The organism is Aggregatibacter valvarum, from assembly GCF_980468985.1.
In genome coordinates this window covers 206,560-218,014 of the sequence record NZ_OZ413141.1, presented here as the reverse complement: position 1 = coordinate 218,014, position 11,455 = coordinate 206,560, and the positions used below count along the sequence as shown (strand labels likewise).

Annotated in this window: 14 protein-coding genes; 8 read left to right on the top strand and 6 right to left on the bottom strand. The window is 44.9% G+C overall.

What is annotated here, in order from left to right; translation table 11 throughout:
• Positions 1-514: 514 nt before the first annotated feature.
• The 5 genes from AC30SF_RS00990 to AC30SF_RS00970 all read left to right on the top strand — a co-directional run bounded on the left by AC30SF_RS00990 (position 515) and on the right by AC30SF_RS00970 (position 2,333).
• A complete protein-coding gene (locus AC30SF_RS00990; RefSeq protein ID WP_489607268.1) occupies positions 515-826 on the top strand; it encodes a hypothetical protein in 312 nt (103 codons plus the stop codon).
• On the top strand, positions 823-1,134 hold the full coding sequence (locus tag AC30SF_RS00985) for a helix-turn-helix domain-containing protein (RefSeq protein WP_479743885.1): 312 nt from the start codon (positions 823-825) through the stop codon (positions 1,132-1,134). The genes AC30SF_RS00990 and AC30SF_RS00985 overlap by 4 nt, the downstream gene beginning before the upstream one ends.
• A 113-nt stretch (positions 1,135-1,247) precedes the next feature.
• Positions 1,248-1,490 carry a hypothetical protein gene (locus AC30SF_RS00980; RefSeq protein WP_489607267.1) on the top strand — a complete coding sequence of 81 codons (243 nt, stop codon included), beginning with the start codon at positions 1,248-1,250 and terminating at the stop codon, positions 1,488-1,490.
• Between the two features lie 368 nt (positions 1,491-1,858).
• On the top strand, positions 1,859-2,044 hold the full coding sequence (locus AC30SF_RS00975; protein ID WP_489607266.1) for a hypothetical protein: 186 nt from the start codon (positions 1,859-1,861) through the stop codon (positions 2,042-2,044).
• Positions 2,037-2,333 carry a type II toxin-antitoxin system RelE/ParE family toxin gene (locus AC30SF_RS00970; protein WP_209363541.1) on the top strand — a complete coding sequence of 99 codons (297 nt, stop codon included), beginning with the start codon at positions 2,037-2,039 and terminating at the stop codon, positions 2,331-2,333. Before AC30SF_RS00975 ends, AC30SF_RS00970 begins: the two co-directional genes overlap by 8 nt.
• A 744-nt stretch (positions 2,334-3,077) precedes the next feature.
• On the opposite strand, the gene AC30SF_RS00965 is transcribed toward AC30SF_RS00970, so the two are convergent.
• From AC30SF_RS00965 to rpsU, 5 genes are all read right to left on the bottom strand, one after another.
• Positions 3,078-3,371 carry a type II toxin-antitoxin system RelE/ParE family toxin gene (locus AC30SF_RS00965; protein WP_489607265.1) on the bottom strand — a complete coding sequence of 98 codons (294 nt, stop codon included), beginning with the start codon at positions 3,369-3,371 and terminating at the stop codon, positions 3,078-3,080.
• Positions 3,361-3,528 carry a hypothetical protein gene (locus AC30SF_RS00960; protein ID WP_021616818.1) on the bottom strand — a complete coding sequence of 56 codons (168 nt, stop codon included), beginning with the start codon at positions 3,526-3,528 and terminating at the stop codon, positions 3,361-3,363. The genes AC30SF_RS00965 and AC30SF_RS00960 overlap by 11 nt, the downstream gene beginning before the upstream one ends.
• Before the next feature lie 279 nt (positions 3,529-3,807).
• Entirely contained in the window at positions 3,808-5,667 is a 1,860-nt protein-coding gene (gene rpoD, locus AC30SF_RS00955) for an RNA polymerase sigma factor RpoD (protein WP_489607264.1), read from the bottom strand.
• A gap of 75 nt (positions 5,668-5,742) precedes the next feature.
• Positions 5,743-7,503: a DNA primase gene (dnaG, locus tag AC30SF_RS00950; RefSeq protein WP_489607263.1), complete on the bottom strand. Its 1,761-nt coding sequence runs from the start codon at positions 7,501-7,503 to the stop codon at positions 5,743-5,745.
• 119 nt (positions 7,504-7,622) lie between these two features.
• The gene (rpsU, locus tag AC30SF_RS00945; RefSeq protein WP_005701713.1) at positions 7,623-7,838 is read right to left on the bottom strand and encodes a 30S ribosomal protein S21; all 216 of its coding nucleotides are present in this window, start codon (positions 7,836-7,838) and stop codon (positions 7,623-7,625) included.
• Between the two features lie 224 nt (positions 7,839-8,062).
• Between rpsU and tsaD the strand changes: the two genes are divergently transcribed.
• Positions 8,063-9,091 (top strand): tRNA (adenosine(37)-N6)-threonylcarbamoyltransferase complex transferase subunit TsaD, encoded by a 1,029-nt coding sequence (gene tsaD / locus AC30SF_RS00940; RefSeq protein WP_489607262.1) that lies wholly within the window; start codon positions 8,063-8,065, stop codon positions 9,089-9,091.
• A 158-nt stretch (positions 9,092-9,249) separates the two neighbouring features.
• On the opposite strand, the gene AC30SF_RS00935 is transcribed toward tsaD, so the two are convergent.
• On the bottom strand, positions 9,250-9,927 hold the full coding sequence (locus AC30SF_RS00935) for a YtjB family periplasmic protein (protein ID WP_489607261.1): 678 nt from the start codon (positions 9,925-9,927) through the stop codon (positions 9,250-9,252).
• A 77-nt stretch (positions 9,928-10,004) separates the two neighbouring features.
• On the opposite strand from AC30SF_RS00935, the gene serB reads away from it, so the two are divergent.
• Together serB and AC30SF_RS00925 are read left to right on the top strand one after the other, a co-directional pair.
• Positions 10,005-10,949 (top strand): phosphoserine phosphatase, encoded by a 945-nt coding sequence (gene serB / locus AC30SF_RS00930; RefSeq protein WP_489607260.1) that lies wholly within the window; start codon positions 10,005-10,007, stop codon positions 10,947-10,949.
• A gap of 10 nt (positions 10,950-10,959) precedes the next feature.
• Entirely contained in the window at positions 10,960-11,451 is a 492-nt protein-coding gene (locus AC30SF_RS00925) for a YajQ family cyclic di-GMP-binding protein (RefSeq protein WP_005701698.1), read from the top strand.
• The last annotated feature ends 4 nt before the right edge of the window (positions 11,452-11,455 follow it).

Genomic DNA, 11,455 nt, shown 5'->3' with positions numbered 1-11,455 from the left:
ACCGTGAAAAACGACCGCACTTTAAATCACCTCGCGCGGCATTTTAAAGGGTATTATTTCAACCTATACCTTAACTTCGGCATGATATTCAAAAAATAACCACAGGTCAACCACCGCAACACCCCACGCCTTGAGTTTACATTGTTTTACATTTGCCCAACGGGGTGTTTTTCCCATATCGTAGCGTGCATTTTGAAGCACGACCGACACATCCCGCGCGTAATTCCATGTAGCGTGTATCTTGATGCACGACCGAACCACGCACGGAACGTTATTCAACCCTTTCGGGATTCATGATTTGTCTGTAGCGTGCATCTTGATGCACGACCGAATCACGCGCAGAACGTTATTCATCACCTTTCGGGTATTCACGATTTCGTGCAACGAGTTGCACGCTACGGGGGAGAATGATTTAACCTCGGTGCGTGATTGACGATTTCGTGCAACGAGTTGCACGCTACGGGTTTACATTATGCGCACAAACTACTACAATGACGCATAAAGGGTGAGAGATATGTACACAATTGTTGAATCTCATATTTACACAAAAATGGCTTCTGCGATTTTAACGCAAGATGAGCAAGAAGCGCTTGCCACGTTTATCGCAATGCAACCCGAATCGGGCGATGTGATTCCGCATTCGGGCGGTTGTCGCAAATTACGCTGGCAACGGCAAGGTATGGGGCGGCGCGGTGGAAGTCGGGTGATTTATTTTAATCAACTTAACGACGGCAAAATATGTCTGTTGTTAATTTATGCAAAAGCAAAATCCGAGACGATTCCGGCACACTTTCTGAAGCAATTAAAGGAGGAATTGGAAAAATGACGATAGATTTAGAGAAAATCAATATTGCCGAACACGAATTCACCGGTGAAGAAATCGGCGAGCTGTTGTTAACTTCCGTACGCCAAATTAAGAGCGGGCAATGCCGTGAGCGCGAGATCACCAATGAGGCGATTACCGCACGCAAAAACACCGGGTTGTCGCAATCCGCCTTTGCGCAACTTATGGGAATTTCCGTCCGCACGTTACAAGGCTGGGAGCAAGGCAGACGCAAACCCACAGGCGCAGCAGCAACATTATTAAAAATCGCCACCCACCACCCCGATGTATTATTGGAGCTTGCCGGTTAAGCGCGCCTTTCGCACTCCGTAGCGTGCATCTTGATGCACGACCGAATCACGCACGGAACGTTTTTATTTCGTGCAACAAGTTGCACGCTACGGGGAGCGTTCATTATTTCTGTATGCGGCGACTATTGGCATTTTTGCGTGGGGCGTTGTATGCTAAAGCAAAATTGAACACCACAGGAGATGATATGTTAAATGAAACCAAACCGCAGACGCCTTTTCAGGAGAAAATCTCATCTCTATTTGAACAATCCTTAACCGAAGAACAGCGTTTTTTACAAGGCATTTTGCGCGGTGAGATACAAACATTTTCACACGAAGAAGTTGTCGCCACCTTGCGTGAAACGTTAAAACGATGAAGCAGGATTATGTCGTTCGTTGGTCTGAAATGGCGCGTTTTCAGTGCGTAGCGTGCATCTTGATGCACGAAAGATTCCACCTCGGTGCGTGATTTGCGATTTCGTGCAACAAGTTGCACGCTACGGGGAGCTCACTATTAAATTTTTAGTAGTCGGTTCGTATATTATGATTGCCGCCTTTTTACCTCGTGGCATCAATCATTAATCCATTCCCACCATCGCCTTGTTCCATATTGTAGCGTGCATCTTGATGCACGACCGAAGCACGCACGGAACGTTTTTATTCGTGCAACAAGTTGCACACTACGGGAGTTGATTTTGTGGGGGCGCAAGATTATAGTAAAACGCAATTTATTGAGGAGAAAATAATGTTGCTGACTGAAAAAGGTTATGATGCATTTTTAGCTGAGAATATTGCGCGAGGCAATGAGGATATTCTGATAGGACGTTGTTATTCGTTAGAAGAGGCGCGCGCAACATGGCAACACACCATTCAACAGAAAGCGGCGGAACTCGCGCAGTTGGATGAGCAACATGAGTCGGTTTATGGCTAATGTGATTTTGTCTAAACTCGCCACAGACAATATCAATGAAATCCTCGCCAATGTTTACGAATTCACCGGGTTTATTTCTACTCCGGAGAAACTCCTCGCCGAATTTGAAAAAACCTTCCGTTTGATTGCCTTTATGCCTGATGCCATCGGTCGTTTGCGCGAAGACGGTGAGCGTGAAGCCTTTTGCCGAAATTATCGTATTATTTATCGCGTTATTGAAGAAACCGTGTATATCAAAACGGTAGTTCATAGCCGCCGGCTTTATCCCCAACCCTCATTTTCACCTTAAGTGCGTAGCGTGCATCTTGATGCACGAATGATTTTGCGTGCGTGATTCCATGTAGCGTGCATCTTGATGCACGACCGAACCACGCACGGAACGTTATTCACTACCTTTCGGGTATTCACGATTTCGTGCAACGAGTTGCACGCTACGGGGATTCGTATTGTAAAGTGCGGTGATTTTTGCGTGTGTTTTTTGAGGCGTTGCGGCGTGGATTTCGTTAATTGACAATTTTTTTGTGATACGCCATAATTTTGAAGAGCTGGGGGACTCGTCCTCCCCCAGTAAGTTATCGGGTTAGTAAGCCGGCAAAGACCAGAGCAACAACACGATAACTAGGATAATGGTCTTCAACATTATATTATCCTCTTCATTGTAAGGTTTAAGCCTTACACTCACTTTCAAGATTACCCCTTGAAAGTGAAATGATTATGGTTCGACACACCGAATTCATCAAGATGTCTTTTAAGAAAGCCCGATAATCAATTATCAGGCTTTTTATTTCCTCCATTTATTCACCATGCACACCTCGGTCACCATGTAGCGTGCAACTTGTTGCACGAAAGAACCACGCACGGAACGCTATTCACCACCTTTCGGGTATTCACGATTTCGTGCAACGAGTTGCACGCTACGGGGCGTGTTATTTCATATCGTAGCGTGCATCTTGATGCACGAAAGATTCAACCTCAGTACGGAATGAAGTGCGGTGGTTTTTGGGTATGTTTTTTTCGTGCAACAAGTTGCACGCTACGGGGTGGAATAATGTTGTTGTTTTGCGGATTTGAAGTCGATGATATAAACGGTGTGTGCGCCGACAAGAAATTTAACGATGTATTTTCCGTTCAATATTGAAATTTCTTTTTTCTTTCTGAATCGGTAAACATCCGCTGTGTAGGAAAGCTTGTCTATTTCGCTTTTAACGGCATCGTAAAAATGCTCTGCAATAAGCCTATTTTGGGATTGTTGTAGAATGTAGCGAGCTTGGCTGCGTAATTTTTCCTCCGCCACACTATGCCATTTAATGAGGTAATCAAACTTCATCTAGCTTTAATTCTCGGCGTAAATCAATCATCACTTGTTCGTGAGAAATTGTTTTCACTATGCCTTTTTCTAGTTGTTCGAGCAAATGTTGCTCTTCTTCGGTGTAATATGTCTCTTTTTGCTTAAATACAGGCGGAGATGAGAGGGTGATTTGCATAGGATTCCCTGTTCGTTGAGGTTTGGCTTCATTCTACAATTCCTGCAATTATCACGCAAGAATTTGCACGCACGGAACATTATTCAACCCTTTCGGGCGTTCACGATTTCGTGTGTAGCGTGCATCTTGATGCACGAATGATTTCACCTCGGTGCGGAATAAAGTGCGGTGGTTTTTATGCGTGTTTTTTCGTGCAACAAGTTGCACGCTACGGGTAAATAAAAAGAGAGGAAGGTTTCCTTTCCTCTCTTTGTTTGGTGTTGTGCGTTGATGTGCTCGCTATTCATCCAAGAAGCTGCGTAAGGTTTCGGAGCGGCTTGGGTGGCGCAATTTGCGTAGTGCTTTGGCTTCGATTTGACGAATACGTTCACGGGTTACATCGAATTGTTTGCCGACTTCTTCTAATGTGTGGTCGGTGTTCATGTCGATGCCGAAACGCATACGAAGCACTTTCGCTTCACGTGGCGTTAAGCCTTCCAACACTTCGTGTGTGGCGGCTTTTAGGCTTTGTGCGGTGGCGGAATCCAATGGCAGTTCCAAGGTGGAATCTTCGATGAAATCGCCTAAATGGGAGTCGTCATCATCGCCGATTGGGGTTTCCATGGAAATCGGTTCTTTGGCGATTTTCAGCACTTTGCGGATTTTGTCTTCCGGCATTCCCATGCGCTCTGCCAGTTCTTCCGGTGTGGCTTCACGTCCCATTTCTTGCAACATTTGGCGAGAAATACGATTGAGTTTGTTGATGGTTTCAATCATATGCACCGGAATGCGAATGGTGCGTGCTTGGTCGGCGATAGAGCGTGTAATCGCCTGACGAATCCACCATGTGGCATAAGTGGAGAATTTGTAACCACGGCGGTATTCAAATTTATCCACGGCTTTCATTAAGCCGATATTGCCTTCTTGAATTAAATCAAGGAACTGCAAGCCACGGTTGGTGTATTTTTTGGCAATGGAAATCACCAAACGCAGGTTCGCTTCCACCATTTCTTTTTTGGCACGGCGCGCTTTGAGTTCGCCTTGCGAAATGCGTTCGCAAATGTCTCGAATTTGCTGAATGGTGAGGTTGGTGTCTTGTTCAATTTGAACTAAGTTGGCAATCGCCTGACGTAAATCCGCTTCATATTGCACTAATTTTTCTGACCAAGACTTTCCTGCCGCTAAGGCTTTCACCAGCCAAACGTCTTGGGTTTCGTGTCCGATAAAGCTTTTTTGGAAAGTCGCTTTTGGCATTTTGGCATTATCCACCACGATTCTTTGAATCGTGCGTTCTTGGTCGCGCACTTGCTTCATGATGTCGCGCATACGCAACACTAAGGCATCAAACTGTTTCGGCACTAAGCGGAATGTGGTAAAAATCTCAGATAATACTTGAATTTCCGCTTTGGTTTTGGCTGAGGTGCGACCGTGTTTTGCAATGCTTGTCAGTGTTTTTTGATGTTGATCTTTAAGTGCGGTGAATTTTTCGCGCGCAACTTCAGGATCAATGCTGTTATCGCTATCACTTTCATCGCCGCTATTTTCTTCGTTGCCTTCTTCGTCCTCTAATTCATCTGTCGCATCGACACTTTCGCTTTCTTCATCTGACGCAAAGGTTTCTTCTAATTCGGCATTCTCGGCTTCGGTGATGACGTTCGGATCAACAAAACCGGTAATCAAATCCGCTAAGCGGGCTTCCCCTCTTTCCACTGCGTCATATTGTTCAATGAGATGGGTAATGGCTTCAGGATAGGCGGCAACGGCGCTTTGCACTTCGTTGATGCCTTCTTCGATGCGTTTGGCGATGTCAATTTCGCCCTCGCGGGTGAGCAATTCCACGCTTCCCATTTCGCGCATATACATCCGCACAGGATCGGTGGTGCGACCAAGTTCTGCTTCTACGCTGGATAACACTTGGGTGGCTTCTTCGACAACATCTTCATCAGCGATATTTTCGTTGAGCATCAGATCATCAGCATCCGGTGCGGCTTCCAACACCTGAATGCCCATGTCGTTAATCATTTGAATAATATCTTCAATCTGATCCGCATCGACTAATTCTTCAGGCAGGCTGTCATTGACCTCGGCATAAGTTAAATAACCTTGCTCTTTCCCTTGTGCGATGAGTAGTTTCAATTGAGATTGTGGATTTTGATCCATATTTAATATCCGCCTTGCTGACTTATTTAGTGAAGATAAAATGCTAGGGATTTTAGCATTCTTACTAGGGTTTAACTATTTCTTTTCTTGTTTTTTTACTAACAAATGTGAAAGCTCTTGCTTTTCGTTAAGATCCAAGCCTTCCGCACGATCTTTTGCAATGAGCCATTGGATGCGCTTATCCACCAGTTGCAGATAAAAATAACGCAATGTTTCGCGGAACGTGTCTTCGATCTTATCGTCTTCAATCAAATGGTTCCACGCCAGCAATTTTTCAAGCGTCCCTTGTTGCGGTGTATCGCGCCAATGCTCCAGCAGTTGACCGGCACTAATGCCAATTTTTTCACGACAAAGTGCGGTCAGTTCTGCGAGTAAATCGTAGCCCGGCTCGTCTAAGTTTTTGAGCGGTTCCAAATCCGGTATGAATTTCACCAATTCCGGATTTTGTAACAATAACGCAATGAGAATCCGCATTGGCGTGCGCTTGAATTGCATGGTCGGCACGGTGGTTTCATTGTGTGGTTTGGCAGGATTCGGGAGCAGACTTTCCAGCTGTGTCGGATCCAAAATGCCTAATTTTTTCGCAAGCGTATTACGCAAATCCAACCGCAATACATCGCCCGGAATTTGTTTAATTCGCGGAATCGCCAGTGCGGCAAGTTTCGCTTTGCCCTCTTTTGAAGAAAAATCCACTTGCGGAGTTAAGTGCGCAAACAAGAATTCACTCAAGGATTGCGCGTTCTCAATGTATTCCTCGAAGCCTTGTTTACCGTATTGACGAATGAAGCTATCAGGGTCTTCATCGTCCGGTAAAAAGATAAATTTTAGCTGCCGTCCGTCTTCTAAATAGGGCAAGGCATTTTCTAAGGCACGCCATGCGGCATCACGTCCCGCGCGATCGCCGTCATAACAGCAAATCACTTGTTCGGTGGAACGAAAAAGTAATTGAATTTGTTCCGAGGTTGTTGATGTGCCAAGAGAGGCTACGGCATAATTGACGCCGAATTGGGCTAATGCCACCACATCCATGTAGCCTTCAACCATCAGCAGTTTTTGGGGTGAATCGTCCGCTTGTAGCGCTTCAAATAAACCGTAAAGTTCACTGCCTTTGTGATAGGTGACGGTTTCCGGTGAGTTTAAATATTTCGGTTTTTCATCGGTTAACACGCGCCCACCAAACGCGACCGTACGCCCACGACGATCACGAATGGGGAACATAATCCGATTACGAAATTTGTCATACACGTTGCCACGATCATTGCGCGACAGCATGCCTAGATCGAACAATTTTTGTTGCTCTTCACGAGTTTTACCAAATTGACGATACACGGTATCCATGGCATTTGGCACATAACCGATTTGAAAACGGTCAATGATTTCCGCTGACAATCCGCGTTGTTGCAAATAGCTTTGTGCAGGAATATTTAACGGCAATTGTTGCTGATAAAACTTGGCAATTTCCTGCATTAACTCATACAGATTTCGCTTGGTCTGGAAATTAACCTGCTTGCCGTTATCGTTAAAGTGCGGTCGTTTTTCGTAGGGAATTTCCAAGCCAAGAAACCCTGCCAGTTCTTCCACCGCCTCCAAAAATTCCAGCTTGTCATATTCCATCAAAAAGGAAATCGCGTTGCCATGCGCACCACAACCGAAACAATGATAAAACTGCTTTTTATCGCTGACGGTAAAAGAAGGCGTTTTTTCATGGTGAAACGGGCAGCAGGCTTGATAATCGCGGCCGGCTTTTTTCAGTTTGACTCTGGAATTGATCAGATCAACGATATTAACTTTAGTTAAAATATCGTCTATAAATGTGCGGGGAATGGAACCTTTCATCGAGTATTCTGCCTCTTATTGTGAACGAAATATGAGCCTAACTGATGAGATTAAGAGAAAATAAAACCGTGAGCCTTGGAAGATTCACGGTTTGAATAACTCGAGTTAAAATGCGGTTATTAGTATAAACGTGTATTACGTGCGTTTTCACGAGCAACGCGTTTAGCGTGACGTTTTGCGCGGGTGGCATTTTCACGTTTACGAATCGTTGTTGGTTTTTCGTAGAATTCACGAGCACGAACTTCCGCTAAGATACCAGCTTTTTCGCAAGAGCGTTTGAAACGACGTAATGCTACGTCAAAGGATTCATTTTCACGAACTTTAATTACAGGCATAAGCCAATCACCTCAATGAGTTTAATTAATTTAATTGCAATTTAAATTTTATTTGTTGCCACAAGTTGTGGCAGATTCAATAAAGGTCGCAATTTTAATCTAACTTAACAGGAAAAGTAAAGGAAAGATTCGCCTTTTCCTGAAATCCGTGTTGATAAACTGGTTAAACCTGAGTAAAAAAGGTAAAATTTGTGGCATAAATCCAAGATAAACAGAGAATACCAATGCGAATTTTAGGCATCGAAACGTCCTGTGATGAAACAGGCGTTGCCATTTATGACGAAGAAAAAGGCTTGATCGCCAATCAGCTCCATACCCAAATTGCGCTACACGCTGATTACGGCGGCGTTGTACCGGAACTTGCCTCGCGCGATCATATCCGCAAACTCGCCCCCTTATTACAGGCTGCACTTGAAGAAGCCCATCTCACCGCCAAAGACATTGACGGCATCGCTTATACCTGCGGTCCGGGTTTAGTCGGCGCATTGTTGGTAGGCTCCACCGTAGCACGTTCTTTAGCCTATGCGTGGAATGTCCCCGCCATCGGGGTACATCATATGGAAGGGCATTTACTGGCGCCGATGCTGGAAGAAAATCCACCGCACTTTCCTTTTGTGGCGTTGTTAGTGTCCGGCGGACATACCCAATTAGTGCGGGTGGATGGTGTTGGACGCTACGAATTATTAGGCGAATCTATCGATGATGCCGCAGGGGAGGCGTTTGATAAAACGGCAAAATTACTCGGTTTGGATTATCCCGGTGGTGCGGCACTGGCACGTTTAGCGTTAAAGGGTACGCCGAATCGTTTTGCGTTCCCTCGTCCAATGACCGATCGTCCCGGTTTGGATTTTAGTTTTTCCGGTTTAAAAACCTTTGCCGCCAATACGCTTCATCAAGTGGTGCAAGAAGAAGGGGAATTAACCGAGCAAAGCAAAGCAGATATTGCTTATGCGTTCCAAGAGGCGGTAGTGGACACGCTCGCCATCAAATGCAAGCGTGCGTTAAAGCAAACGGGCCTGAAGCGTTTAGTGATTGCCGGTGGCGTGAGCGCCAATAAACAGTTGCGCCAAACCTTGGCGGAGCTGATGCAACAATTTGGGGGTGAAGTATTTTACCCGCAACCGCAATTTTGCACCGATAACGGCGCTATGATTGCCTATGCCGGTTTTCTACGTTTAAAACAAGGACAGCAGCAAGATCTTGCCATCGAAGTGCGCCCCCGTTGGGCGATGACCGAATTAACCGCTGTTTAGCCCTCGACAAAAGTGCGGTAGAAAATTGAGGAGATTTCACCCGATTTTCTACCGCACTTTTACTTTCTTCTTTACGTCCTTCTTTACTTCCTTTCTGCGTAAATTTTCTGCCGACATTTCTACCGTGAGTTTCTATTGTCAGTTTCTACTGTAAATTTCTACCGCACTCGTCTTCTGCGCTGATGAAATAGCTTGCTCATAGACCGTGTAGCTTTATTGCTTGGCATTGGGGCTTTTTCTGCAACGTGAACACGGTTACGGTGATACTGGCTGAAGAAATAATGCAGGCTGCCGGCAAATAAGACGCCCACTAAAAACACAATAATGATTTCGCCATAAAGCCGATGAAACATCTGATTAATTTTGCTTTTTGTCGATTGGGCATATTTGGCATCAAAGGTCACACGCAGAAAACCTTCTACACCGTTTGAAGAATAAATCGGCTCGACAATTTGTTGTGAATCCGTGTCTTTTTCTTCCGGTTTATCCAATCCCAATAAACTGCGGAGATTCGGTGAGTTGGTGCTTTGCGCCAATAATTCACCATTACGGGCATAAACAGCAGCGTCCAACACAAATTCCTCTTTGACGAAGTTATCTAAATTTTCCACCAGTTGTTCAGTTTTGGCATTATTAACTAACAACATTGAGAACAAACTGGCTTGTTGCCGCGCCAGTAAATGGGACACGTTCGCCACTTGGTTGACACTGGCAAGCTGTGAGCCGATTTTGAACTGTTTTATACCAAATAAAATGACCGCCATGATGCCGGCACATAGCAACATAATGCCGAATAACATCACCCATTTCATCATTTTTTCTTTTACTAAATGCAAGTTATTTTCCCCAAAGATGGATAAGTAAGCTAGAATAAATCGCTTTTTTGAGAATCGCTACAATTTACAGGATTTTTATGCAAACACAAAATCTGACCGATATTCTTCGTCATTTTCCCTCATTGCCCGCCTCATTAATTGCCGATCAACCTTGTGAAGCCACACAGGCGTTTGTGCTTTATTCCGATAAGCTAAACTTCACAACGCTACAGGCTTTTCAACAAAAGTGCGGTGAAAATTTTTTGTGTTTTGCCGTGTGGAATGTATTGCATAACACCGTGGTGTTGCTCAAAGGCGAGTGGAAAGCCGAATGGATTGGCATTGCCCATGAATTGGCACTGGATATTGCGCCGTTAAACTTTCACGCCAGTTTGAAGCAAGCGGGATTATTGGTGATGGACATGGATTCCACCGCCATTCAAATTGAATGTATCGATGAAATCGCCAAACTTGCCGGCACCGGTGAGATGGTTTCCGCCATTACGGAACGTGCTATGCGTGGCGAGCTCGATTTTAGTCAAAGTCTGCGCCAACGAGTAGCGACCTTAAAAGACGCACCGGAAAGCATTTTGCAAGCGGTCAAACAGCATTTACCGCTGATGCCGGGATTGGTGGAAACCGTCAAAGAACTCAAAAATCACGGTTGGAAAGTGGCGATTGCTTCCGGCGGTTTTACCTATTTTGCCGAAGTATTACAACAAAAACTCGGTTTAGATTTCATTGCCGCCAATCAATTTGAAATTATTAACGGCAAACTCACCGGCAAGGTGCAAGGCGCCATTGTGGATGCACAATACAAAGCGCAAACCTTACAACAGCTGGCACAACAATTTCACATTGCCAAAGAAAACACTGTTGCCATCGGCGACGGCGCCAACGATCTCGCCATGATGCAAATTGCCGATGTCGGCGTGGCTTATCACGCCAAACCAAAAGTACAACAATTGGCGCAAGTTATCGTCAATTTCACCGATTTAACCGCACTTTTATGTATTTTAAGTGCAAACGACAAAATGAAATAAGGAGAAAACCATGCCATCATTCGACATTGTTTCCGAAATCAGCGGACATGAAATCCGCAACGCCGTGGAAAACGCCAACCGCGAACTGACTAACCGTTGGGACTTCCGCAACGTACAAGCCGCCATCGAATTTAACGAAAAAAACGAAAGCATTAAAGTGAGCAGCGAATCGGATTTCCAAGTGGAGCAACTCATCGACATTTTACGTAATGCATGCATTAAACGTAACATCGAATCCACTTCCTTGGATATTCCTGCCGACTATGAACACAGCGGCAAAACCTACAGCAAAGAAATCAAGCTGAAACAAGGCATTGAAACCGACATGGCGAAAAAGATCACTAAGCTTATCAAAGATTCCAAAATCAAAGTCCAAAGCCAAATCCAAGGCGAGCAAGTCCGCGTTACCGGCAAATCCCGTGATGATTTACAAGCTGTGATTCAACTCGTCAAAACCGCCGAACTAGGACAACCATTCCAATTCAATAATTTCCGCGATTAAAAAC